The sequence below is a fragment of the Nitrospira marina genome (assembly GCF_059568365.1).
Map to the genome: position 1 here is coordinate 3,813,129 of NZ_JCANTH010000001.1, position 24,071 is coordinate 3,837,199.

Consider the following 24,071-nt stretch of genomic DNA (forward strand, 5'->3'; position numbering starts at 1 on the left):
AACAATAATGGGCAAGGGCTCTTGACCTCAATTGGGTTTTATCGGGATTTTCCCTGTAAATGCCATCCCCCAATATGATGTCATATTTTTACCTAGACTTGGTAATCGTTTTACCTGGAGGCACTCACAATATGTCAGCAGGACAACACGAGTTGCATTCCCCTTATATTAGGAATGGCTCGATGATTCAAGACTGCTTGATGAGGGGTCAGAATCTTTGTTTCAGAAAAAGACTACAAATAATAGATGTTAAATACAGAAAACTCTGAAATTGTAGAAATTGATTCTGGCGAAAAGTCTACTTAAGGAAGAAGAGAGACTACCCTGGTGTAGCCTCTTTTGAGATTTCTCGATGGTGAATCGTGACGTCATAGCCCAAGGTTTTCAAAGTATCTTTCATCCTTAAGACGATCGCCACCGAACGATGTCGCCCGCCCGTACACCCGAAAGCAACGGTGACATAACTTCGTTGTTCCCTTTCAAACATTGGCAACAAAAAAGTAAATAATTCCTTCAAGTGCTCGAGAAAGACCTTAGCCTCCCTCGTGTCCAAGACAAAGTGTTGAATATCGGCGTGTTCACCCGTTAATGGCTGAAGGTCAGGCACGAAATGAGGATTGCGAAGAAATCGAACATCAAATACCATGTCCACATCGAAGGGCACCCCGAATTTATAGCCAAAACTCATGAGACTAATTTTCAGGGCTTGCCCTTCACCCCGTTCTCGATAATGTTTAATGATCCAGGCTTTAAGGTCGTGGACGGAAAATTCTGACGTATCCAGGACGCGATGGGCTCTAGCCCGAAGACTTTGTAGCCGTTCACGCTCTAATTGAATGCCTTCAATAATTGGCCGATGAGGGAGTAAAGGATGCGGACGCCGTGATTCCGAAAAACGTCTGACTAATATATCATCCTGTGCCTCTAAAAAGAGCAATTCAACCTGACAGCCATCACTTTGCAAGGCTTCAAGATTGCTCAATAAATCTTCAAAAAAAGCCCGCTCACGAATATCAATCCCCAAGGCCACCTTCTTCACGTCTTTGTCTGGCTGGATACACAATTCAGTGAATTTTTGAAATAAGGCCGGCGGAAGATTATCCACACAGAAAAAACCTAAATCTTCCAAACACTTCAAGGCTTGGGTCTTGCCAGATCCCGATGTCCCCGTCACCATCATCAATTGAAGAGGCAACGGATCGCCTTTCGAAGAAGATTCAGGTATGTCCTTCGGCATCATGACGCTTTCACAATCATCGGGCATGGACCTACTCTTTGACCCTTCAGATTAGCAGGAAACAGAAACTCAATGAGAACAATGATCTGAAATATTCACAATTGGGTCTAAGGCCTGAAGTCCGCTGTATAAAATTATGTGGGAATTCGCTTTCGTTGGCTAGCAGAAGCAATATGTAATTCAGCTCGATATTTAGCTACAGTTCGACGAGCAATTAAGATATTTTTATGACGGAGCCTGGAGACGATTTCCTGATCTTTCAACGGATTGGCTGCATCTTCTTGTGCCACCATCTCCCGAATCATCTCACGAACAGTCACAGAGGACATATCCTCTCCACGGTTGTCAGCCCTTTGAATCCCTGCATTAAAAAAGAATTTCAGTTCAAGAATGCCCTGAGGGCAATGCAAATATTTATTGGTCGTCACCCGGCTTATTGTTGACTCATGCATACCCACATCTTCGGCCACCTGCTTCAAGACTAATGGCCGAAGATACTGAACCCCTTTTTCCAAAAACGCTTCTTGAAATTTCACAAGGCTCTTGACGACTTTCACAATTGTTTTGTTACGCTGATCAATGCTCCGAATAATCCATTGTGCGCCTTTCAATTTCTCCTCAAGATAGTTTTTCGTGTTCCCAGCATCTTCTCCTGAATGGGAAAGGAGTCTCCGATAATATGGACTAATCCTCAATCGAGGGAGACCATCATCATTTAACAGCACGACCCACTCCCCTTCATACTTGACGACGTAGACATCCGGAATAATAATCGAGTTGCTATCCGAAAAATAGGGGCGACCTGGCTTCGGTTCTAGACTCTCAATCACCCGAACAGCCTCATAAACTTCATCCAGAGTCACGTTCAAGGTTTTGGCCACAGACTGATATCGCTTTTTCTGAAGATCGACTAAATGATCTTTCAAAATAGCAGCCACCACATTCATCGGTACCGCAGTATGCAGATGAGAGGTAAATTCAGTCTCATCATGTTGTAGATGATCCAGTTGGATCAATAAACATTCTGCTAAATCCCGTGCCGCAACTCCTGGAGGATCAAATTGCTGAATCTGACGGAGCACCTCTTCAACATGTTCAACTGAGCATTTGGCGTCCTCAGCTAATTCGGGAAGAGGCACCCGCATATACCCGTCTTCATCCAAATTGCCAATGATCATTCTGCCAATGTCCCGGTCATCCCCTGCGAGAGAAGAGAGCCGGAGTTGCCAATCTAGATGCTCTTCAAGAGAAGTCGGTTTGGTGAGCGTTTGCTCATAAGAAGGAAATTCTTCATCTCCCGAGTAAGCTTCATCCCGCTGAGCCGGCCGCCAGTCATTCCCTAAAATATTGTCCCATTCTTCTGAGGACAATGGCTCACCTTCCTTGACGGTTGGTTGAATTTCTGCGCTCTCACCTGACGCCTCACTTTCGGCATCAGACTCTTTCGCAGGCTCTGAGTGCTCCTCCCCCACCGAAGCTTCTTCATCCAGGGATTCCAATGCCAAATCTTCCAAGAGAGGATTTTCTACTAAGTGTTGAGCCAACACCTGCTGAAGCTCTAACCGAGAGAGTTGCAACAGCTTAATCGCTTGTTGCAGTTGTGGGGTCATCACCAACTTTTGAGATAACCGGAGATCTAACCGAAGATCCATTGCAGAAACCCACTTCCTCTTTATTGGAACATTTTGAAGCGCTCGCCCAGGTAGACAGCCCTGGCTTTTGGACTATTTACAATGACATCAGGTGGACCACTTTCTAAAATGGTTCCTTCGCTTATTATATAGGCTCGGTCGGTAATGGAAAGCGTGTCTTGGACATTGTGGTCTGTAATCAGGATGCCAATATTTTTCTTTTTTAAATTGGTCAAAATATCTTGAATATCTCCCACCGCAATCGGATCAATACCGGCAAAAGGCTCATCTAGAAGTAAAAATTTTGGGTTCGTAGCTAACGCTCTCGTAATCTCCAAGCGTCGACGTTCTCCACCTGAGAGGGTAAAGGAACCATGCGTACGAAGCCGGGTCAGATCCAATTCCTCTAACAATTCATCTAATCTGGTTTTTCGGGTAGAGGTGGAAAGATCTAATGTCTCCAAGACAGCTAATACATTGTCCTCAACAGAAAGCCGCCGAAAAATTGAAGCTTCTTGTGGCAAATAACCAATTCCTCGCCTCGCCCGCTTATACATGGGCAGGGCAGTGATTTCATGGTTGTTGAGAAATATTTCACCATGATCTGGTTGACAGAGCCCTACGACCATATCGAAAATCGTAGTCTTACCAGCACCATTAGGTCCAAGAAGCCCAACAACTTCTCCTCCCAACAATTCCAAGCTGACGCCTCTAACGACTTGACGACCCTTGAAACTCTTTTTTAAATCTTTGGCGAAAATTTTGTGAAGTGACTTCGCCAGCGCTTCAGGCATTGGAGTTCCTTGATTAATCGTGCTTTTACTGATCATAGCGAATTCTGGTGCTCAATTTGATGATCAACCATCAGTCATCCTATCTGTTCGATTCCACCATGAATTGGTTGATTCATCCTTTTCAGTCATAATTTAAAAGACAATTTCTGTGAACTCTATGAAATATTCTGAACGACCCAATCAATCTAATTGGACACTCCTGCAATTTTCAATTTTGCTCTGATTCTTCAATAATCACTTGGGTTCCACCTTCCACCACGCTCCGGTTTTCTTTTAAAAACATTGTCATCTTTGGACCACTAATCCTAGTCCCGGCCTGCCAGGCCACTGGAGATCCAGTCAAAATAACCTTTTCCTCTGCTTTGTAATACAAAGCATGTTGACTAGTAGCCCGACTTTCCCCTTTTTCAATTCTAACCTTACCCTTCGCTTCAATATAACTAATTTCTTTCCCCGATTCTGATTTAGCTCCTGAAGGTGTGGACGAAGAGAGATCTGAGGCTGACTTTTCCTTAAAATACACGATCATCACATCAGAATGTACTACCAGTTCACCTTGAACCATTTTGACCGATCCCTTAAAAATAGCTTGGTTTTTTTCGCTACTGGCCGTCATCGTATGGGAAGTAATGACCGTAGAAGTTTTCGGCCCTTCTCCTCTTCCTACGATGGGACCAAGAACCAAAATTAGCCAGAATATCAACCACCCAAGTGAGATCGGCGACGAAAATCTTATGGCGACACCACCTCAGCACGCACATTCTTGAGCAAATGAAATTCATTCTTATCCACGTCTCCCTCTAATCCTGTTCCAGTAATGATTAACCCATCTCCCTTAATTGTCACTTGGTCGTTGGTGTAAATCTGTCGTTCTTGTTCGTTCCAGGTCAGTTTATCTGAAAATACTTGAAAACCAGACTCAAAGGTGATTACGGTTTTCTCGTTTTTGCTCAATAGCTCAAAGTCATTATTGGAAGTATTCATGACACCCTCTTCAGAGGTGATCCTCAATTGTTCCTTCTGAAATTCACTATCGAAAAGCCGCACCTGAACCGTCTCCAACTTAGCCACATGCTCTTTGTCAAACACCTTTGCCTGGTCCGCATTTACGACCCATTTTGTGGATCCAGATCGAGTTTGACGGTAAGTAAACCCATGAATCCATGCATCCGCGCCTTGCTGTTCCTCTAAAGGTACGGATGTGGTTTCTTGGCTTCGCGTTTGCATATGATTCACCACACGATATCCGATAAATACGGCCATACCTAAAACAAGCAGAGTTAAAATGGCCCTCGTACCATAAAATTGCATTAATACGTGCTCGGTCGAAAGACCACCCTTAGGGTAAAAAACCCATAAAAAAGAATAGCACAGGGTCCAGGCCAAGTAAATAAAAGACCTTAACCCTGTGAAGAATCGAATGCGGAGAGAAGAAACTATGTTGGAGAAACGGAAGCAGTGAGAGATTTAATTTTAAAAGACGAAGTTTTATTCCTAACTGGACGGAGAAGGAACTACCTCTTTTTCAGATTCATTCCCTTTTTCGACCAATTCAATAGCCACCAGTTTTGCAGCATCACCTGGTCGTTGGCGAGTTTTAATAATCCTCGTATACCCACCGTTCCGCTCAGGAAAACGCTTGGCAACATCATCAAAAAGTTTTTGAACAGTTTGCTTGGTCCGTAACACACGCAAGGCCCCCCTTCGGGCTTGAAGAGTTCCCTGCTTTCCCAGCGTAATTAATTTATCGGTGATACCACGTAGCTCTTTCGCTTTGGCCTCCGTGGTTTCAATTCGCTCATGCTCCATGAGTGATGTCACCAAGTTTCTGAATAATGCCAACCGATGCTTACTATTTCGTCCTAATTGTCTTCCGCGTTTTCGATGACGCACAATACACGTCCTTTGAAAAAAGTTAGATATGGGATTCTGTTACTTCGCTCACTTTGGTTCCTAAGGCCAACCCCATTTCCGCTAGGACCTCTTTAATTTCATTTAAGGATTTTTTACCAAAGTTTTTGGTCTTCAACATTTCATTTTCGCTTTTTTGAACTAAATCACCTATCGATTTAATGTTAGCATTTTTTAGGCAATTTGCCGCGCGAACCGAAAGTTCCAATTCATTCACACTTCGAAACAGATGTTGATTAATCAACATCTTGCTCTCATCTCCGCCCTCTTCTTGAGCTGGCTCACCCCTCTCCTCAGATGGGAGGCAAATATCCAAATGGTCCCGAAGAATTCCTGCTGCTGAAGTAACAGCTTCCTGTGGAGATATGCTTCCGTCAGTCCACACTTCCAAAATCAGTTTATCGTAATCCGTAATCCGACCAACCCGAGCACTTTCCACACTGAAATTAACGCGTTTAATGGGGGAAAAGACTGAGTCTACCGGAATGACTCCTATTGGCAATCCCTCTTCTTTATTTCGTTCTGCGGGGACATATCCACGCCCTGGCTTCACAATAAGTTCAATATCTAACATCCCATCTTTATCTAAAGTAGCAATATGAAAATCTGGATTCAGGATTACCACATCCGGGTCTACAGACAAATCTGCGGCTAACACTTCGCCAGGCCCCTTCTTTTTCAAACGGATAGCCTTCGCCTTATCGGAATGTAAACGCAACCGCAATGCTTTAATGTTTAAAATAAGAATTGTTACATCCTCGGTCACACCTGGTATGGTCGAAAACTCATGATATACCCCCTCAATTTTTACGGAGGTGACAGCCGCCCCAGGAAGCGAAGAAAGTAAAACCCGTCTGAGGGAATTCCCCATGGTGGTTCCAAAGCCTCGTTCAAATGGCTCAGCTGTAAACTTGCCATAAGTAGGTGAAGCACTGTCCTTTTCCAATTCCAGCTTCGTTGGTATTTGGAAATCCTTCATGCTATTTATCATAAGGATCGCGTCTCCCTTTCTTGGTCCCAAGGCCATGTAAGTGATCAATTCGCAACATCCGCTCTATCTCCGGCAGTACAATTACCGTGAGTACAGCTCCACTACAATTTGTTCATTGACCAATACATCAATGTCCTGCTTAGTGGGAATGGCTTGGACGGTACCCTTCAATATATTTCGCTCCATCTCTAACCAATTCGGCACTCCCCGGCCACTAGTAATTTCTAGAGCGGCTTGGACCGGTACAAGCTGACGACTCTTTTCCTTAATTTCGATAATATCCCCAATGTTCACAGTTACCGAAGCAATTGTGACTTTTCGGCCATTCAACATCACATGGCCGTGATTGACCAACTGTCTCGCTTGGCCACGTGATGAAGCAAAACCTAGGCGATAGACAACGTTATCAAGTCTGCGTTCGAGCAGGCTCAACAAATGTTCGCCCGTAATTCCTTTCCGGCGAACGGCTCGGTGGTAGGTATTGAGGAATTGTCGTTCCTGCATACCATACACACGTCGAAGCTTTTGTTTTTCCCTAAGCTGAGTGCCGTATTCCGTCGCACGCCCTCGGCGCGATTGCCCATGCTGTCCAGGTGGATAACTTCGGCGCTCAATTGCGCATTTTTCAGTCATACACCTGGTCCCTTTTAAAAATAGCTTTACCCCTTCACGCCGACATAACCGACATACAGGACCAGTATATTTGGCCATGGACTTTCTCCCCCTATCTCCAGTTCACGAAAAACCGATAATTTAAAAAGAACCCCCTAAGAAATTAGACCCGTCTTCGTTTTGGAGGCCGACACCCATTATGGGGTATCGGTGTCACATCACGAATAAGATTGACCCGCAAGCCAGCGGACTGAAGTGCCCTCACTGCCGCTTCTCGTCCAGATCCAGGGCCGTTCACATAGACATCCACTTGTCGAAGGCCAAACTCCATGGCCTTTTTTGCTGCCACTTCACCGGCACGCGTAGCGGCGAAAGGGGTACTCTTTCTGGATCCCTTAAATCCCTGGCTACCTGCACTAGCCCAGGTTACAGCCCCACCGGTCATATCCGTGATCGTCACGATAGTATTATTGAAAGAGGCCATGATATGCACGATCCCAACCTGTAAAACTTTTCTTTCCTTCTTTTTTCCCTTTTTAACACTCATGAAAGATCCCTTTCGGCAGCTTATTTCCTAACTTTTCCGCCAATCGCTCCACGTCGTCCTTTTCTCGTTCGTGAATTAGTTTTCGTCCTTTGGCCTCGTACGGGTAAACCCTTCCGATGTCGTAACCCTCGATAAGTGCCAATATCCATCAAACGCTTAATACTCATCGTGACCTCTTTTCTTAGGTCACCCTCTACGTCATAATCCTTATCAATTGTCTCACGTAAACGGACGACCTCATCTTCCTGCAAGTCCTTTACCCTTGTTTCAGGAGCCACTCCTGTCTTTCGTAATATATCTCGCGAACTGGCCGGCCCAATCCCAAAAATATAGGTTAATCCAACGTCAATCCGTTTTCCTACCGGCAACTCTACGCCTGCAATTCGAGCCATTGCTTACTTTCCTCTCTTCTTTGGGGATTAACTTAATCAATCCCTACCGAACATCAACGCCTCTTAGCCTTGTCGCTGCTTGTGTTTGGGGTTTGTGCAGAGCACCCTTACAACCCCTTTGCGGCGAATGACCTTACATTTAACACAAATAGGTTTTACTGATGATTTGACTTTCACGATAACAACCTCTATTTAAACCGATAGGTAATCCGTCCACGAGTCAGGTCATATGGAGATAGTTCCACTGTCACCTTATCTCCTGGCAAAATTCTTATAAAATGCATTCGCATCTTTCCCGAAATATGAGCTAATATTTTATGCCCATTTTCCAACTGAACCCGAAACATCGCGTTCGGCAAAGTTTCAGTAACCGACCCTTGAACTTCAATAATATCTTCTTTCCCCATGAGGAAATTTACTTAACCTCCACCTAGGACCATCCTGTTAAAATGCGAGGTGGACCACTTGTTTCAATTGTAATGGTATGCTCAAAGTGAGCAGAGAGTGATCTATCGCAAGTCACTGCCGTCCATCCGTCTTTAAGAACTTTGACTGCAACCCCCCCTACGTTTACCATTGGTTCTATAGCAAGAGCCATCCCAGGCTTTAAACGTGGCCCCTGTCCCGGTCTCCCATAATTTGGAACTTGCGGTTCTTCGTGCAACTGACGCCCAATACCATGGCCCACAAAATCACGGACAACCGAATACCCATGCCTTTCTACATGCGTTTGAATTGCAAATGATATGTCCGAAAGGCGATTACCCACAACAGCCTGTTCAATTCCTTTACGTAAAGCTTCTCGAGTGACCGCAATCAATGATTGAGTATTCTCAGGCACCGCCCCAACTGAAACCGTTACAGCTCCATCTCCGTAAAACCCTTCCACAATGGCGCCCACATCCAATCCAATAATGTCTCCGTCCTTCAATTCACGCTTTGAGGGTATTCCATGCACCACTTCTTCATTAATTGATGCACAGAGGCTATTGGGATAGTTCCTATACCCTTTAAATGCCGGAATTCCGCCCAAATCTAGAATACATTCCTCTGTAAGTCTATCTAATTCCAGTGTCGTTATACCGGGCTTTACTTCATGAACCAGCAATTGATGACATTGAGTAACAATTTTACCGGCACGAGCAATAAGTTCAATTTCCTCAGCCGTTTTTATGATGATCATTCTATCCGGGTTGCGTTAGGAGAGCTACCAATCGCTCCCGAACTTCAGACACTGCCCCTGATCCATCCAATTCGGAAAGAATTCCCCTTTCCTTATAATATTGGATTAAGGGCTCTGTTTGTTTTTGATATACCACCAATCGGGATTGAATGGTTTCCGGCTTATCATCATTTCGCTGAATAAGGGGTATTTCACATACATTGCACACCCCCTCTTTTTTTGGTGGGATGGACTTAAGATGGTATACGGCCTTACATTTTGGGCAACTTCGTCTCCCGCTTATTCGTTCAATTATATCCGCCTGGGGAAGGGAAAAATATACCACCCGATCAATGGCCTCCCCATTCTCTTCCAAAAACGAAGACAACTTATTGGCTTGGGCTACCGTTCGAGGAAATCCATCTAACAGAAAACCATTTCGACATTCAGGAGAATTTAATTTTTCTTCAACTAACCCAATCACGACATCATCAGGAACTAATTCACCACGCTCCATAAAAAGTTTTGCTTCATTTCCAAGCTTGGTACGCCTTTCAACGCTCTCTCTCAGCAAATCTCCTGTTGAAAGTTTTTGAATACTGAACTTTTTGGCCATAAAATCTGCCTGGGTCCCTTTTCCAACTCCAGGAGGGCCCAGAAAAATAACCCGCATTCTGTTACCCACTTCTCCCTTTTAAGGAACCTTTTCCAAGAAAACCTTCATAATTCCGCATCAGCATATGATTTTCTATTTGTTGTGCCGTATCTAACCCCACCCCAATGACAATCAGAAGTGATGTACCTCCAAAATAAAAAGGCATATTAAGTCGGTAAATTAATAATTCTGGAATAACGCATACGATTGCTAGATAAATAGCTCCAGCAAATGTAATTCTGGTCAATACCTTATAAATAAAGTCTGCAGTCTTTTGCCCAGGTCGTATCCCTGGGATAAATCCACCATATTTCTTCATGTTGTCAGCCATATCAACAGGATTTAGCACCACAGCTGTATAGAAGAAACAGAAAAAGATAATCATTCCCACATATAGCATTGTATAAAGTAAGGATCCTGGAGCTAACTGGGACCCGATGCTTTGAACCCACGGTACTTGTATAAAACTGGCTATCGTGGCTGGAAACGCAATAATTGAAGAGGCAAAAATGGGCGGAATAACACCAGCCGTATTAATTTTCAAAGGAATATGAGTATTTTGCCCCCCATATACCCGTCGCCCAACTATTCGCTTGGCATATTGCACCGCAATTTTTCTTCGTCCACTTTCTAAAAAAACAATAGCCCCCATAACTGCCAGCATAACGACACCAAGGACTAATAGTAAAAGGAGACTGATTTGACCAACCTGATATAGATCAAAGGTTTGAACCACTGCACTAGGAAGACTTGCAACTATGCCGGAAAAAATTATAAGAGAAATACCATTTCCAACACCCCGTTCAGTTATTTGCTCTCCTAACCACATCAGGAAGGCCGTACCAGCCACCAACGTAATCACTGTCATCAACCGGAAAGGCCAACCAGGGTCAAGAACAAATGCCCCATCATTCATTCCCTCCAAGCCGAGAGCAATACCAAATCCTTGAATCAAGGCAATTAGGATCGTTCCATACCTGGTGTATTGAATGATCGTCTTTCTTCCTCGCTCACCTTCTTTTGCTAATTTTGAAAGATGCGGAACAACGACTGTGAGAAGCTGTAATATAATCGAGGCACTAATATAGGGCATAATGCCCAAGGCGAAAATCGTGAGCCTCGATAAAGCACCTCCCGAAAAAATATCAAGAAAGCCCATGAGGGCCCCACCTCTTTCGGTGAGAAACTTGAAAAGCTCTTCATTATTGATTCCGGGTGTGGGGACATGGGCCCCAATCCGATAAACTGCAAGCATAGACAAGGTAAATATTACCCGGCTACGCAACTCCGGAATTTTGAAGATATTTTGAAGGCTCGTGATAAGCCGTTCAAGCACGGCCGATCACCTTTACTTGCCCACCGGCATTCTCAATTTTTTGTCTGGCAGTATCACTAAACTTATGTGCTTCAACAACAATCGGGCGATCAATTTCCCCAGTACCAAGTATTTTGACATGTGGGTTTCGCCCTTTAGTTAACCCAATTTCCCTAAAAACTGATGGGTTAAAATTCATGGTTTTTTCATGAGAAACTAGATCCTTAAGATTTACCACCGAATATTGTATCCGGAAAATATTTGTAAACCCACGTTTGGGCAATCTGCGGGCAAGTGGCATTTGCCCACCTTCAAACCCAGCCTGATTAGCTCGACCGGAACGGGCCAATAACCCTTTATGCCCTTTCCCGGCCGTCTTCCCTAACCCGGACCCAGGGCCACGGCCAAGGCGCTTTTTCTTGGTTTTTGAACCAGGAGACGGATGTAAATCGTGTAGTTTCATGAAACAGCAACCTCAATAAGATGCCTGACCTTATAAATTAATCCACGTACCTGTTCTGTATCCGGACGACTGACAGTCTGTCCGATTTTCCTAAGTCCGAGCCCCAATAAAACCACACGCATCTTATCTGGATGGCCTATTGTGCTCCGCTTCAATGTGATTGAGAGATTGGTTGGTGTCACCATGATTTCCAGGTTTCCTCACTGGTTATTTGAATATCAATTAATCTTCCATCCCGACGGCCGTTCGACGCATCTCTCTTACTTCATAGGGATCACGCAGTTGGCTCAAACCTTCAATAGTTGCCCTCACGGCGTTAAACGGATTCCCCCGACCTAGGGTTTTCGCAACGATATTCTGAGCACCAGCCACCTCCAGTAACGAACGTACTGCTCCTCCGGCGATGATACCCGTACCTTGTTTTGCCGGTTTCAAGACAATGTGCTCTCCCCCAAAATACCCATGCACCTCATGGGGGATAGTATTAGATTTAAGGGGAATCCTGATAAGGTTTTTTTTTGCATGAGCCACGGCCTTAGCAATGGCAGATGGAACTTCGGTCGCTTTACCTTTTCCTACACCCACCCAACCGTCGCCATCGCCAACGACAACCAAGGCGGAAAAGGAAAACCGTTTCCCCCCTTTCACCACTTTGGCTACACGGTTAATTACCACCGGCTTATCTTTTAAATTGAGCTCTTCAACATTAACCCTCACGAAAGTGAATCCTTCCCTTTAGCAAAATTTGTGGCTGGGCAAGATTAGAATTTTAACCCACCTGAACGAGCAGCATCCGCCAATGCCTTAACCCGACCATGATACAATCTGCCACCTCGATCAAATACCACTAGTTCAATTGGTATGGCCTTTGCCCGTTCAGCAATTGCCTGTCCCACCATCTTAGCTGCTTCAATATTCCCACCAGATTTTATTTTATCCTTTAAGCCAGGGTCACAGGATGAGGCCGAAACCAAGGTACGACCATCCGCATCATCAATAATTTGGGCATAAATATGAGAATTACTCCTAAACACACTTAATCGTGGACGAGAAGATAAACCTACAATGCGTAACCGCACCCGCCGACTCCGCTTATGCAACCTTTTTTGTTTTTCCAGTATATTCACAAGTTCAACCTACTTTTTGCCGGCTTTGCCAGCTTTTTTACGAAGGATTTCACCAACATACTTTATACCTTTTTGCTTGTACACATCCGGAACCTTCATACTTCTAATTTGGGCTGCCACCAGGCTGACAATTCTTTTATCAATTCCCTTAAGAGAAATTGATGTTTGCTTGTCAACAGACGCCTCGACTCCTTTTGGCAATTTTATTGACACCGGATGAGCATACCCGACAGAGAAGCTTAATTCACTCCCTTGAATTTGCGCTCGGTATCCAACCCCCATCACCTCAAGGTTTTCCTGAAAACCCTCTTTGACTCCCTTTAACTGATTAGCGAGTTCCGCCCGTGTTAGTCCATGTAGTGCCTTAAGTTTTGCTGAATCGTCTTTCCTGGACAACGAAACTTCTTCCTTTTCTACACTGGCTTCTATTCCCGGGTTCAGACCCCATTGGAGTTGCCCCAACGGCCCCTTCACTAAAACGTTCCTATCAATGACCCGCACTTCGACGCCTTTGGGAATTGATATCGGCTTTCGTCCAATCCTCGACATGGTTAACCTATTAATTAAAAATTCAAGTAAAAAAGGTATCCAAAATCACCACACATGGCATAAAACTTCACCGCCAACCTGGGAACTCCTGCATTGCTCATCAGTTAATAATCCACGATCAGTGGTCAGAATAGCCATTCCCAATCCCCGCATCACTCGTGGAAGATCTTCCTTCCCGGCATATACTCTACACCCCGGTTTACTGATCCGTTTTATCCCAGTTATGAATGATTTTTTTTGGCGACCAGGAGCATATCGAAGCGAAACTTCAATAACTGGGTGCCCATTGGCACCCGTAGCCGCTTTGTAGTCACGAATGAATCCCTCTTCCTTAAAAATTCGCAGAATATCATTTTTAACCCGAGAAGATGGGATTTTAACCAAATCGTGGCCACGGCGTCCCGCATTTTGAATTCGCACGAATAAATCTGCGAGAGGATCAGTCATCGACATGCTAAAAACCTCGTATTGAATTATTTGCCAATTACTACCTAAAACTGTTTAACAAGTACGCTACCAACTGGATTTGGTTACGCCAGGGATATCACCCCGCAAACTCAGGAAACGAAAACATATTCGACACATAAGGAAGCGACGCAAAAATCCTCTCACACGCCCACAAAGGGGACAACGGTTATAGTGGCGACATGTGAATTTTGGCTTTCGCTTAGCCTTATTTTTTAGTGCTAACCTTGACACGTTCGCTCCTTTCCCTCCTTAGGGTTTCCGAAAAGGCATTCCCAAGTGGGCCAATAAAGATTTGGCTTCATCATTCCGTTGAGCGGTAGTAACAAACGTAATATCCATCCCATGAATTGATGCAACATCATCATATTTTATTTCAGGAAACGCCAGCTGTTCTTTTAAGCCGAGTGTATAGTTTCCTCGTCCGTCGAAAGCTTTCGGGGAGATCCCACGGAAATCACGAATTCTGGGTAAAGCCACCGATACCAACCGGTCCAAAAACTCATGCATCCTTGCGCCCCTTAAAGTAACCTTCGCTCCTATGGGAATTCCTTCACGCAATTTGAATCCCGCAATGGCTTTTTTTGATCGAGTCAAGACAGGCTTTTGCCCGGTTATTTGTTCAAGTTCGGCCGCGGCACTTTCCAATAATTTTACATTTTGAACGGCTTCCCCCATACCAATATTTAGGACGATCCTTTCCACTCGAGGCACCTGCATTGGGTTTTTATACCCAAATTCCTTCATCATGGCAGGGATAACCTTTTCATGGTACATCGCCTTAATCCGTGGACTATAATCCTTCGGTTTAACCGCGGTGGAACCTACCGCCTTCTCTTTTGCTTTGACTGATTGCTTGGTTACAGATTTTGATTTCATCAGCTTTTATCCAAAACTTCAGTTGTAGCTTTTTGATAAACACGGACTTTCCGTCCATCATCGAAAGTTTTCATTTTAATTCTTGAAGGTTTTTTAACAGATTCACAATACGCCATTACATTGGAAATCGCCATAAAGCCTTCCCGCTCAAGGATTCCACCCTGTTTATTTTTAGCGTTTGGTTTTGTATGTCGCTTTATTATATTTAGCTTTTCAACTGTGATCCTGCCATCTTTTGTTTGCACCTGGAGAACTTTCCCCGTCTTACCACGCTCCTTGCCAGCGATGACCATCACCATATCGCCTTTTTTTATCCGAAATTTTTCAGCCATATTAACCTACCCTAAATGACTTCTGGAGCCAGAGATATAATTTTCATATACTTTTTCTTTCTTAATTCTCTTGCAACGGGCCCAAAGATACGGGTCCCAACAGGATCACCCTGAGCATTAACTAAAACACAAGCATTCCGGTCAAATTTAATATGAGAACCATCTTCCCTTCGACGGCCTTTCTTAGTTCGCACAATAACGGCCTTCATAACGTCACCTTTTTTAACCGATGCCTTTGGGATGGCCTCTTTAACGGCCACCACAATGATGTCACCTAAAGATCCATACCGCCGCTTTGTTCCGCCCAGCACATGAAAACACATCACATTTTTTGCGCCTGAATTATCCGCCACGTCAAGATAAGTATAATTTTGTATCATTAGGGATCTCTATTTCTTATGAACCGGAGAAATATTTAAACCACATATCCAGAATTCTAGGAAGCCACTCGTTTATTTAAAACCTCAGAAACTCGCCAATGCTTGGTCTTACTTAAAGGTCGCGCATAAACAATATGAACCTGATCTCCTACCTGGCATTGATTCACTTCATCGTGAGCCTTTAACTTTGTTTTTCTTCTCAACACTTTTCCATACAGAGAATGACGCTCTATGCGAATAACTTCAACCACAACGGTTTTTTGCATTTTATTACTAACTACTTTTCCCGTAAGTGATCGGGGCAGAGCCCGGTTCTGTGTCATAATTAAATAACTTTCCTTCAAAGTCTTGGTTGACTAATTAGCCTTTTGGCGAAGAACAGTTTTAACCCTGGCGATATCTTTTCTTGTCTCACGTATTCGCATTGGATTTTCCATGCGTCCTAATGCCAATTGACTCCTAAAATGAAACAATTCCTGCTTCAATTTATTTATTTTTTCAAACAATTCACTTTTTTCTAAATTTTTTATTTCGTCCATTTCCATATCCAATACCTACAAAACCGGAATTTCTCCACGAACAACGAATTTTGTGGCCACCGGTAATTTATGCCCTGCCAAACGCAATGCCTCTTCTGCAACGGTTTGCGTAACATCATCCATTTCAAACAAAATCCTTCCGGACTTTACCGGGGCAACCCAATATTCAGGGTTCCCCTTTCCTTTTCCCATTCGAACTTCCGCAGGCTTTTTGGTAATAGGCTTATCAGGGAAAATTCTGGTCCAAATTCTACCACCCCTTTTGACATGTCTGGTCATCGCAATACGAGCAGCTTCGATTTGCCTGGCCGTAATTCTTCCCGGCTCCATGGCTTTAAGGCCAAATACTCCATAGGCGATTTCCCCACCACGGTAGGCCTTTCCACGCATCCGGCCTTTTTGAACCTTTCTGAATTTAACCCTTTTCGGAGCTAACATCTTTCAAATACTCCAATCACTTAAATCATTACTATCTTTTATAAAAACCCTAGTGAAGGCTCCGACTTTTCCAAAGAAGGAATTTGAGCATCACCTTTAAATATCCAAGCCTTAACCCCAATTTGGCCCATGGCGGTTTTGGCCTCGGCAAATCCATATTCAACATCCGCCCTCAGAGTATGAAGGGGAACACGACCCTCTCGATACCACTCAGTTCTGGCAATTTCATGTCCTCCCAGCCGACCAGCGCAATACACCTTAATCCCCAAAGCTCCAAGTCTCAGAGCGGAAGCAACGCTTCGCTTCAACGCACGACGAAATGAGACCCGCTTTTCCAATTGGGTGGCAATATTCTCTGCAACCAGCTGAGCATCCAGCTCTGGCTTCTTAATTTCTTTCACCGTTACAAAAACTTCATTGCCATACTCTTTTTCCAGCGTGGCTTTTAATTTATCAACCTCAGCGCCCTTTCTCCCTATGATAATTCCGGGACGAGCAGTATGAATGATCAATTTAAGTTGGTTACCAGACCGCTCTATTTCCACGCTGGATATGCCAGCATGATACAAGCGTTTTTTAACCACGTCCCTGATGGACAAATCTTGGTGAAGCAACTTCGCAAAGTCTTTTTTTGCATACCATCGCGAATGCCATGTTCTGGTATAACCCAATCTGAAACCATACGGGTGCGTCTTTTGACCCATCTATTCTTTCTCCCCCTTAACTCCCAAGTTTTGAAAATTAGGCAACACTAACCAGCCGGACTCACAACGATTGTTATATGACTCGTTCTTTTATGAATAGGGTTAGCCCTTCCCATTGATCGAGGGCGAAAGCGCTTATATATTGCACCACCATCCACATACGCTCTGGCGACTCTAAGATTTTCAGGGTCACCCAAATCCTTCTGACCGGCATTGGATACTGCCGAAAAGAGTAGCTGTTCAACCACCCTGGCCGCTGACCTTGGGGTATATTTCAATATGGCTAATGCTTCAGCCGCATTCCTTCCCCTAACCATATCAACAATCAACCTGGCCTTACGTGGGGCCAATCTTACATGTCGAAGAATTGCTTTAGCTTCCGCCATATTTTTCTACCTTGCTCAATTACCTATGACTTATGAAAACCCAAAATTAATTACTTTAATGCAACTGCCTTTTCACTCCTAGCATGACCATGTCCTTTAAAAAACCTAGTTGGAGCGAATTCACCTAATTTATGACCCACCATATTGTCCGTAATGAAAACCGGGATAAATTTCTTCCCGTTATGGACCGCAAAAGTCAAACCGATCATATCTGGAATGATTGTCGACCGTCTCGACCAGGTTTTTATAACCTTGGACTCTCTTCCCTCCCTGGCCTTTTCAACTTTTTTTGCAATATGGTCATCGACAAATGGACCTTTATGGACTGACCTTGGCATCGATTCCCCCTTAAATTAACGGGACTTTTTCTTTCGACCTGCAATTATAAAACGCGAGCTTTGATTTCGCGGCTTTCTTGTTTTAAACCCCTTTGTGGGTTGACCCCATGGTGAAACAGGATGCGGATTCCCTTGACCGGACTTTCCCTCACCACCGCCATGGGGATGGTCAACCGGATTCATCACGACTCCGCGTTGATGGGGCTTACGCCCTAACCATCGAGACCGACCAGCCTTCCCAATGGTGACGTTATTATGATCTGCGTTCCCGACCTGACCGATCGTGGCCATACACGTTCCAAGTATTTTTCTCATTTCACCAGACGTTAAACGAATCTGGACATAACCCTCATCCCGGCCCATCACCTGAGCTGAAGCCCCTGCACTCCGAACTAATTGAGCCCCCTTACCCGGCTTTAACTCTACATTGTGCACCACTATACCAAGAGGCATTTCCATAAGGGGCAAAGCATTTCCCACTCTCACGTCTACCCCAGTACCAGCTTGAACTGAATCCCCGACCTTCAAACCCAAAGGAGCCAAGATATAGCGTTTTTCCCCATCCGCATAATGCAAAAGTGCAATACGAGCCGATCGATTAGGGTCATATTCAATTCCGAAGACCTTGCCTACAATGTTTAATTTATCCCGCTTAAAATCAATCTTCCTATAGAGGCGCTTATGCCCACCACCCTTAAATCGGGAAGTAATTCTTCCAGAGTTATTCCTCCCACCAGACTTAGATTTAAAACTGGTAAGGGCTTTTTCCGGCCTTTTACGCGATAACCCCTCACCGGTGACAGCCGACATTCCTCTTCGGCCAGGTGAGGTTGGATTATATTCTTTTATTGGCATAAACTAACTCTCTTTATTCTTGATTTCAGGGATTGACAACAAATAGACCCACTAGGCACTTTCATATAATTCTATTTTTTCGCCCTCTTTTAAGGTAATGAATGCCTTCCTCCAATCCGATCTCTTTCCAGTAAAACGACCTTGTCGCTTTTTTTTACCTCTAACATTCATCACGTTCACCGAGGCCACCTTAACGCTAAACACCTTCTCCACGGCTCTACGAATATCAATCCGAGTCGCCTGACGATGCACGGAGAACGCAATACCATTCTTGGTCTCGCGTATTGCGGTAATTTTTTCTGTTAACAAAGGACGAATTAAAACATCATGTGGATTCACGTTACACCCAAATTTCCTGAATTCGTTCTAGCTCTGCCTTGGTTACAACCAACTTTTCACACCAAAGCACGTCATATACATTAAGTTCCTTACCATGAAGAATTTTAAGATTCTTAACATTTTTTCCAATACGAATAATATCAGCCAATCCCTCCTGAATGACTAAAAGGACTTTCCCACTCGCCCCGACCTTGGACAAGAACTTAACCAATTCACGAGTTTTCAATTCAGGAAGTACCAAGTCGTCCAATACCACCAGTCCATCTCCAGCCTTGGCTGCCAAAGCTCCTCTTAAGGCGGCCCTATACATTTTCTTTGGCAAGGTGGAGGAATACGATCTAGGCTTTGGCCCGAAAACCGTACCGCCGCCCCTCCAAATCGGGGAACGACTTGATCCGGATCTTGCCCGACCCGTATGCTTTTGCTTCCATGGCTTCTTTCCGCCGCCCCTTACCTCCCCACGACCAAGCGTAGACGCTGTACCCTGCCGGGCACTTGACCGCTGCATAACAACCGCGCGGTGAACCAACGAGGGATTAACCGACGAACTAAAAACCCCATCCGTCAAATCAACTTTATCTACAGGCCGAGAGTCTGGGCCAATTACCGGAAAAGCATCAATAGATTGCATCAGCTGACCTTCCTTACAATGACCACCCCTCCAACCGGACCAGGGACAGAACCTGTAACTAAGAGTAAGTTTTCCTCGGCCTTTATTCCAAAAACCGTTAACCCTCTTACAGTGATTTGTTTGTTTCCCATGTGACCGGGGAGTTTTTTATTCTTTAACACCCTTGAAGGAAAAGAGCTCGACCCTATGGAACCAGGGGCTCGATGAAACATCGAACCATGGGATGCTGGGCCACCGGCATAATTATGCCGCTTCATAACCCCCTGAAATCCTTTTCCCTTAGAAACTCCCTGAACATGAATCGATTCACCTTCAGAAAATAAATTTACGTCAACCTGGGAACCCACCTGCACTTCACCGTCGGATCCAAACTCCCTCAAATGACCCCAAACTTTATTTCCTGCCTTTTTTAAATGCCCTAACTGAGGCTTAGTCTGTTTTCGTTCCGGCACTTCACCGAACCCAATCTGCACGGCATCATAACCATCAGAACCCTTTTTCTTGACCTGCACAATTCCACAGGGGCCAGCTTCAATAACCGTCACAGGAATAAGGCGTCTTTCCTTATCAAAAACCTGGATCATACCTAATTTTTTACCTATCAACCCTTTAACCATAATTCAATAATTACCTAAATTAAGTTGACTGTAACTAAGGGAAGCCTTGACCACAAACCTATAGTTTAATTTCTACATCCACACCGGCCGCCAGATTAAGTTTCATCAAAGCGTCCATAGTCTCGGGAGTTGGCTCCATAATATCCAGCAATCGCTTATGAGTACGAATCTCAAACTGCTCCCGTGACTTTTTATCAACGTGAGTCGATCTCTGGACCGTCCACTTCTCAATTCTCGTAGGCAGAGGCACAGGACCAGCAATGCGTGCGCCACTCCGACGAACGGTATCCACAATCTCACGAAGAGATTGATCTAATACCCTATAATCAAACCCTTTTAGTCGAATTCGTATTCTGCGGTCTCGATCCACAAAAACCTACCCTTTCCACTTCACCAGTATTTCTTACGCGACGATTTCCGTGACCACCCCGGCTCCGACCGTTCGGCCCCCTTCTCGCACTGCAAATCGCACCCCTTGCTCCATCGCAATCGGGGAGATCAGTTCACCCTCAAACGACACATTATCCCCCGGCATCACCATCTCGACTCCCGGGTTTAATTGCACCACGCCCGTGACATCTGTCGTCCGGAAGTAAAACTGCGGACGATAGCCATTAAAAAACGGCGTATGCCGTCCGCCCTCTTCCTTCGTCAAAATATACACTTCCGCCTTGAATTTCGTATGCGGCGTAATGCTCTTCGGCTTGGCCAACACCATGCCCCGCTCCACATCCTCTTTCTTCGTGCCCCGCAACAGCGCCCCAATATTGTCACCCGCCTGTCCCTCATCCAACACCTTCCGGAACATTTCCACGCCCGTGACAATCGTCGTCTGCGTCGGCTTCAGCCCCACAATCTCAATTTCATCCCCCACCTTGACCACGCCGCGCTCTACCCGGCCCGTCACTACCGTCCCCCGCCCGCTGATGGTAAAGACATCTTCAATCGGCATCAGAAACGGCTTCTCAATGGCTCGCTGCGGAGTCGGGATGTAACTATCGACCGCCTCCAATAAGCGCATAATCGACGGCACCCCCACCTCACTCTGATCCCCTTCAATAGCCTTGATCGCTGACCCGATGACCACCGGCACATCATCGCCCGGAAAGCCATACTTCGTGAGCAACTCCCGCACTTCCAATTCCACCAACTCCAGCAATTCCTTGTCTTCCACTTTATCCGCTTTATTCAAAAAGACCACGATAAACGGGACCCCCACCTGCCGCGCTAACAAAATATGTTCCCGCGTTTGCGGCATCGGCCCATCGGCGGCACTGACCACCAAAATCGCGCCATCCATTTGCGCCGCCCCGGTAATCATGTTCTTCACATAATCCGCATGCCCCGGGCAGTCGACGTGCGCATAATGGCGATTGTCTGTTTCATATTCCACATGGGAGATCGCAATGGTGAGAATTTTGGTCGGATCCCGTCGCCCCTGACTCTCACTCGCCTTGGCGACTTCATCATAGGGAACAAACTTCGCCTTCCCCGTATCGCCCATCACTTTCGTCAAGGCCGACGTCAGGGTCGTCTTCCCATGGTCAACGTGCCCAATCGTCCCCACATTGACATGCGGCTTCTTCCGCTCAAATTTCGCCTTCGCCATGCCCTACCTCCTCTTAAATTCCTTGCCTTACCGAATTGAAAAATATACCAGAGGAAAACTATTCCCCTTGATTCTTTTTTATAATTTGCTGAGCCATGAGCTTTGGTACCACCTCATAGGACTCAAATTCCATACTATAAGTGGCACGCCCCTGGGTCTTGGATCTTAAATCCGTGGAATATCCAAACATTTCACTCAATGGGACCGCAGCATCAACAATTTGAGAAGTTCCCCTCGCACGCATTCCGTGGATTTTCCCGCGCCGACTATTTAAATCACCTATCACATCACCCATAAAATCCTGAGGAACAAGGACTTCAACCTTCATTACGGGCTCCAACAAAACCAAATCCGCTTTTTGACAGGCACTTACTAATGCCATTGACCCAGCAATCTTAAAGGCCATCTCACTCGAATCCACTTCATGAAAAGAACCATCAAACAAAGTGACACGCAGATCACGCAATGGGTACCCAGCAAGGATCCCACTCTCCATTCGCTCTCGGACTCCCTTTTCCACTGGAGCAATATATTCCCTGGGAACCGTTCCCCCAACAATTTTATTTACGAACTCTAAACCGACGCCAGACTCTGCCGGCTCCACCCTCAGCCACACATGGCCGTACTGACCACGACCACCTGTCTGTTTCACGTACTTCCCCTCAGCTTCCGCTTTTCCCTTGATGGTTTCACGATAAGCTACCTGAGGCTTCCCAACATTTGCCTGAACTTTAAATTCACGAAGAAGACGATCAACAATGATCTCAAGATGCAATTCCCCCATACCAGAAATGATCGTTTGCCCCGTCTCATCATCTGATTTCACCTGAAAGGAAGGATCCTCCTGAGCAAGCTTTTCCAAGGAATACCCCAACTTATCCATGTCTTGCTTGGTCTTTGGCTCAACAGCCAAGGAAATAACGGGCTCAGGGAATTTTATTACTTCCAACAAGATTTGATGTTTCTCATCACATAGAGTGTCACCCGTTCGAGTATCTTTGAGACCTACGGCTGCCGCAATATCACCAGCAGAGACCTCATCAATCTCTTCTCGTTTATTGGCATGCATTTTCAATAAACGCCCTATTCGCTCTTTTTTCCCCTTTGCGACGTTATATACGTAGGATCCGGCTGATAATTTCCCTGAATACACCCTAAAATACGTCAATTGACCTGAAAAAGGATCAGACATTATCTTGAAAGCCAAAGCAGCAAACGGCTCGCTATCTTCAGGCTTTCTGGTTATCTCCCCTTCGGAATGAGGATCAACACCAACAACGGGAGGAAGGTCTACCGGAGAAGGGAGATAATCAACCACACCATCAAGCAACGGCTGAACACCTTTATTCTTAAATGCCGATCCACAAAAGACTGGATTAATCTTTAATCCTATAGTCCCTGCCCGTATTGCCCGCTTTACCTCGTCTACAGCTAGAACCTCCCCGGCCAAATAGCGCTCCATCACCACTTCGTCGAACTCAACAACTGAATCCAACAATTTCTCGCGATATTCTTTCGCCAACTCTAAATAGTCATCAGGAATTTCCTGGACAGAATAAGCCGCACCAAGAGTCTCATCATCAAAAACCAGGGCTTTCATAAGCAGAAGGTCAATTACCCCTCGCAACCCATCCTCTTTTCCTAATGGCAATTGCACGGGAATCGGCTTGGCACCAAGCCGGTCAATTAAAGACTGAACGCTTGCAAAAAAATCAGCGCCCACTCGATCCATTTTATTCATAAATACGATTCGAGGAACTTGATACTTATCTGCCTGTCGCCATACCGTCTCCGACTGGGGCTCAACTCCCTGAACCGAATCGAATACAGCTATAGCTCCATCAAGCACTCGAAGCGACCGCTCTACCTCAATAGTGAAATCAACATGACCAGGAGTATCGATTATGTTAATCCGATTGTCCTTCCAGAAACAGGTTGTGGCGGCGGAAGTAATCGTGATCCCTCGCTCCCGCTCCTGCTCCATCCAATCCATCGTGGCCGCGCCTTCATGGACCTCACCAATTTTATGCGAAACCCCCGTATAATAGAGGACACGTTCGGTGGTCGTAGTCTTGCCGGCATCAATATGGGCCATAATGCCGATATTCCGAGTCCGACTTAAAATGAAATCTGTTGACACAAATTCCTCACACAACAATGCCGGCAAGGGAAA

Annotated in this window: 37 protein-coding genes and 1 pseudogene; all 38 read right to left on the reverse strand. The window is 45.2% G+C overall.

The window, feature by feature from the left end:
• Window positions 1-319: 319 nt before the first annotated feature.
• Window positions 320-1,264, reverse strand: a complete 945-nt coding sequence (gene rapZ, locus LX98_RS16320) for an RNase adapter RapZ (protein WP_496429907.1) — start codon at window positions 1,262-1,264, stop codon at window positions 320-322.
• A gap of 107 nt (window positions 1,265-1,371) precedes the next feature.
• A complete protein-coding gene (gene rpoN, locus LX98_RS16325) occupies window positions 1,372-2,889 on the reverse strand; it encodes an RNA polymerase factor sigma-54 (RefSeq protein WP_496429908.1) in 1,518 nt (505 codons plus the stop codon).
• A 20-nt stretch (window positions 2,890-2,909) separates the two neighbouring features.
• Window positions 2,910-3,662 (reverse strand): LPS export ABC transporter ATP-binding protein, encoded by a 753-nt coding sequence (lptB, locus tag LX98_RS16330; RefSeq protein WP_496429909.1) that lies wholly within the window; start codon window positions 3,660-3,662, stop codon window positions 2,910-2,912.
• A gap of 208 nt (window positions 3,663-3,870) precedes the next feature.
• Complete coding sequence (locus LX98_RS16335; protein ID WP_496429910.1) at window positions 3,871-4,365, reverse strand: LptA/OstA family protein; 495 nt, start codon at window positions 4,363-4,365, stop codon at window positions 3,871-3,873.
• Between the two features lie 29 nt (window positions 4,366-4,394).
• On the reverse strand, window positions 4,395-5,048 hold the full coding sequence (gene lptC / locus LX98_RS16340; protein ID WP_496429911.1) for an LPS export ABC transporter periplasmic protein LptC: 654 nt from the start codon (window positions 5,046-5,048) through the stop codon (window positions 4,395-4,397).
• A gap of 120 nt (window positions 5,049-5,168) precedes the next feature.
• A pseudogene (gene rplQ / locus LX98_RS16345) lies at window positions 5,169-5,555 on the reverse strand (50S ribosomal protein L17); the annotation flags it as partial.
• A 22-nt stretch (window positions 5,556-5,577) separates the two neighbouring features.
• The gene (locus LX98_RS16350; protein ID WP_376753402.1) at window positions 5,578-6,564 is read right to left on the reverse strand and encodes a DNA-directed RNA polymerase subunit alpha; all 987 of its coding nucleotides are present in this window, start codon (window positions 6,562-6,564) and stop codon (window positions 5,578-5,580) included.
• An 81-nt stretch (window positions 6,565-6,645) separates the two neighbouring features.
• Entirely contained in the window at window positions 6,646-7,275 is a 630-nt protein-coding gene (gene rpsD / locus LX98_RS16355) for a 30S ribosomal protein S4 (protein ID WP_312744125.1), read from the reverse strand.
• A 64-nt stretch (window positions 7,276-7,339) separates the two neighbouring features.
• Window positions 7,340-7,723: a 30S ribosomal protein S11 gene (gene rpsK / locus LX98_RS16360; protein WP_312646282.1), complete on the reverse strand. Its 384-nt coding sequence runs from the start codon at window positions 7,721-7,723 to the stop codon at window positions 7,340-7,342.
• A 20-nt stretch (window positions 7,724-7,743) separates the two neighbouring features.
• Window positions 7,744-8,115: a 30S ribosomal protein S13 gene (gene rpsM, locus LX98_RS16365; protein WP_496429912.1), complete on the reverse strand. Its 372-nt coding sequence runs from the start codon at window positions 8,113-8,115 to the stop codon at window positions 7,744-7,746.
• A 63-nt stretch (window positions 8,116-8,178) separates the two neighbouring features.
• Entirely contained in the window at window positions 8,179-8,292 is a 114-nt protein-coding gene (rpmJ, locus tag LX98_RS16370; protein WP_312646280.1) for a 50S ribosomal protein L36, read from the reverse strand.
• A gap of 11 nt (window positions 8,293-8,303) precedes the next feature.
• The gene (gene infA, locus LX98_RS16375) at window positions 8,304-8,522 is read right to left on the reverse strand and encodes a translation initiation factor IF-1 (RefSeq protein ID WP_312646279.1); all 219 of its coding nucleotides are present in this window, start codon (window positions 8,520-8,522) and stop codon (window positions 8,304-8,306) included.
• 23 nt (window positions 8,523-8,545) lie between these two features.
• A complete protein-coding gene (map, locus tag LX98_RS16380) occupies window positions 8,546-9,298 on the reverse strand; it encodes a type I methionyl aminopeptidase (RefSeq protein ID WP_496429913.1) in 753 nt (250 codons plus the stop codon).
• Between the two features lies 1 nt (window position 9,299).
• Window positions 9,300-9,950, reverse strand: a complete 651-nt coding sequence (locus LX98_RS16385; RefSeq protein WP_496429914.1) for an adenylate kinase — start codon at window positions 9,948-9,950, stop codon at window positions 9,300-9,302.
• A gap of 4 nt (window positions 9,951-9,954) precedes the next feature.
• Window positions 9,955-11,268, reverse strand: coding sequence for a preprotein translocase subunit SecY (gene secY / locus LX98_RS16390; protein ID WP_312744118.1), 1,314 nt, complete (start codon window positions 11,266-11,268; stop codon window positions 9,955-9,957).
• The gene (rplO, locus tag LX98_RS16395; protein WP_496429915.1) at window positions 11,261-11,710 is read right to left on the reverse strand and encodes a 50S ribosomal protein L15; all 450 of its coding nucleotides are present in this window, start codon (window positions 11,708-11,710) and stop codon (window positions 11,261-11,263) included. Before rplO ends, secY begins: the two co-directional genes overlap by 8 nt.
• Window positions 11,707-11,895 (reverse strand): 50S ribosomal protein L30, encoded by a 189-nt coding sequence (gene rpmD, locus LX98_RS16400; RefSeq protein WP_496429916.1) that lies wholly within the window; start codon window positions 11,893-11,895, stop codon window positions 11,707-11,709. The genes rplO and rpmD overlap by 4 nt, the downstream gene beginning before the upstream one ends.
• A 37-nt stretch (window positions 11,896-11,932) precedes the next feature.
• Window positions 11,933-12,427, reverse strand: coding sequence for a 30S ribosomal protein S5 (gene rpsE / locus LX98_RS16405; protein WP_312646272.1), 495 nt, complete (start codon window positions 12,425-12,427; stop codon window positions 11,933-11,935).
• A 44-nt stretch (window positions 12,428-12,471) separates the two neighbouring features.
• Complete coding sequence (rplR, locus tag LX98_RS16410) at window positions 12,472-12,828, reverse strand: 50S ribosomal protein L18 (RefSeq protein ID WP_376753610.1); 357 nt, start codon at window positions 12,826-12,828, stop codon at window positions 12,472-12,474.
• 18 nt (window positions 12,829-12,846) lie between these two features.
• Complete coding sequence (gene rplF, locus LX98_RS16415) at window positions 12,847-13,386, reverse strand: 50S ribosomal protein L6 (RefSeq protein WP_496429917.1); 540 nt, start codon at window positions 13,384-13,386, stop codon at window positions 12,847-12,849.
• Window positions 13,387-13,431: 45 nt separating this feature from the next.
• On the reverse strand, window positions 13,432-13,839 hold the full coding sequence (rpsH, locus tag LX98_RS16420; protein ID WP_442430152.1) for a 30S ribosomal protein S8: 408 nt from the start codon (window positions 13,837-13,839) through the stop codon (window positions 13,432-13,434).
• Between the two features lie 60 nt (window positions 13,840-13,899).
• Window positions 13,900-14,085 carry a type Z 30S ribosomal protein S14 gene (locus tag LX98_RS16425; RefSeq protein WP_312646269.1) on the reverse strand — a complete coding sequence of 62 codons (186 nt, stop codon included), beginning with the start codon at window positions 14,083-14,085 and terminating at the stop codon, window positions 13,900-13,902.
• 18 nt (window positions 14,086-14,103) lie between these two features.
• Complete coding sequence (gene rplE, locus LX98_RS16430) at window positions 14,104-14,733, reverse strand: 50S ribosomal protein L5 (protein ID WP_496430621.1); 630 nt, start codon at window positions 14,731-14,733, stop codon at window positions 14,104-14,106.
• Window positions 14,730-15,062, reverse strand: coding sequence for a 50S ribosomal protein L24 (gene rplX, locus LX98_RS16435; protein ID WP_496429918.1), 333 nt, complete (start codon window positions 15,060-15,062; stop codon window positions 14,730-14,732). The genes rplE and rplX overlap by 4 nt, the downstream gene beginning before the upstream one ends.
• 11 nt (window positions 15,063-15,073) lie before the next feature.
• Complete coding sequence (rplN, locus tag LX98_RS16440) at window positions 15,074-15,442, reverse strand: 50S ribosomal protein L14 (RefSeq protein ID WP_312646266.1); 369 nt, start codon at window positions 15,440-15,442, stop codon at window positions 15,074-15,076.
• Between the two features lie 56 nt (window positions 15,443-15,498).
• Entirely contained in the window at window positions 15,499-15,765 is a 267-nt protein-coding gene (gene rpsQ, locus LX98_RS16445) for a 30S ribosomal protein S17 (RefSeq protein ID WP_496429919.1), read from the reverse strand.
• Between the two features lie 33 nt (window positions 15,766-15,798).
• Window positions 15,799-15,987, reverse strand: coding sequence for a 50S ribosomal protein L29 (rpmC, locus tag LX98_RS16450; RefSeq protein WP_312646264.1), 189 nt, complete (start codon window positions 15,985-15,987; stop codon window positions 15,799-15,801).
• 9 nt (window positions 15,988-15,996) lie between these two features.
• Window positions 15,997-16,419 (reverse strand): 50S ribosomal protein L16, encoded by a 423-nt coding sequence (gene rplP, locus LX98_RS16455; RefSeq protein WP_496429920.1) that lies wholly within the window; start codon window positions 16,417-16,419, stop codon window positions 15,997-15,999.
• A gap of 38 nt (window positions 16,420-16,457) precedes the next feature.
• Window positions 16,458-17,123: a 30S ribosomal protein S3 gene (rpsC, locus tag LX98_RS16460; protein ID WP_312646262.1), complete on the reverse strand. Its 666-nt coding sequence runs from the start codon at window positions 17,121-17,123 to the stop codon at window positions 16,458-16,460.
• A 47-nt stretch (window positions 17,124-17,170) separates the two neighbouring features.
• A complete protein-coding gene (gene rplV, locus LX98_RS16465; protein ID WP_496429921.1) occupies window positions 17,171-17,509 on the reverse strand; it encodes a 50S ribosomal protein L22 in 339 nt (112 codons plus the stop codon).
• Between the two features lie 50 nt (window positions 17,510-17,559).
• Window positions 17,560-17,847 (reverse strand): 30S ribosomal protein S19, encoded by a 288-nt coding sequence (gene rpsS, locus LX98_RS16470; RefSeq protein ID WP_312646260.1) that lies wholly within the window; start codon window positions 17,845-17,847, stop codon window positions 17,560-17,562.
• A gap of 15 nt (window positions 17,848-17,862) precedes the next feature.
• Entirely contained in the window at window positions 17,863-18,702 is an 840-nt protein-coding gene (gene rplB, locus LX98_RS16475; protein WP_496429922.1) for a 50S ribosomal protein L2, read from the reverse strand.
• Window positions 18,703-18,753: 51 nt separating this feature from the next.
• Entirely contained in the window at window positions 18,754-19,041 is a 288-nt protein-coding gene (locus tag LX98_RS16480; RefSeq protein ID WP_496429923.1) for a 50S ribosomal protein L23, read from the reverse strand.
• 1 nt (window position 19,042) lies between these two features.
• Window positions 19,043-19,672, reverse strand: a complete 630-nt coding sequence (rplD, locus tag LX98_RS16485; protein ID WP_496429924.1) for a 50S ribosomal protein L4 — start codon at window positions 19,670-19,672, stop codon at window positions 19,043-19,045.
• Entirely contained in the window at window positions 19,672-20,289 is a 618-nt protein-coding gene (rplC, locus tag LX98_RS16490; RefSeq protein ID WP_312646255.1) for a 50S ribosomal protein L3, read from the reverse strand. The genes rplD and rplC overlap by 1 nt, the downstream gene beginning before the upstream one ends.
• Before the next feature lie 58 nt (window positions 20,290-20,347).
• Window positions 20,348-20,659 (reverse strand): 30S ribosomal protein S10, encoded by a 312-nt coding sequence (gene rpsJ / locus LX98_RS16495; RefSeq protein WP_312646254.1) that lies wholly within the window; start codon window positions 20,657-20,659, stop codon window positions 20,348-20,350.
• A gap of 33 nt (window positions 20,660-20,692) precedes the next feature.
• Window positions 20,693-21,898 carry an elongation factor Tu gene (gene tuf, locus LX98_RS16500; RefSeq protein WP_496429925.1) on the reverse strand — a complete coding sequence of 402 codons (1,206 nt, stop codon included), beginning with the start codon at window positions 21,896-21,898 and terminating at the stop codon, window positions 20,693-20,695.
• A 58-nt stretch (window positions 21,899-21,956) separates the two neighbouring features.
• Window positions 21,957-24,038: an elongation factor G gene (fusA, locus tag LX98_RS16505; RefSeq protein ID WP_496429926.1), complete on the reverse strand. Its 2,082-nt coding sequence runs from the start codon at window positions 24,036-24,038 to the stop codon at window positions 21,957-21,959.
• Window positions 24,039-24,071: the final 33 nt, after the last annotated feature.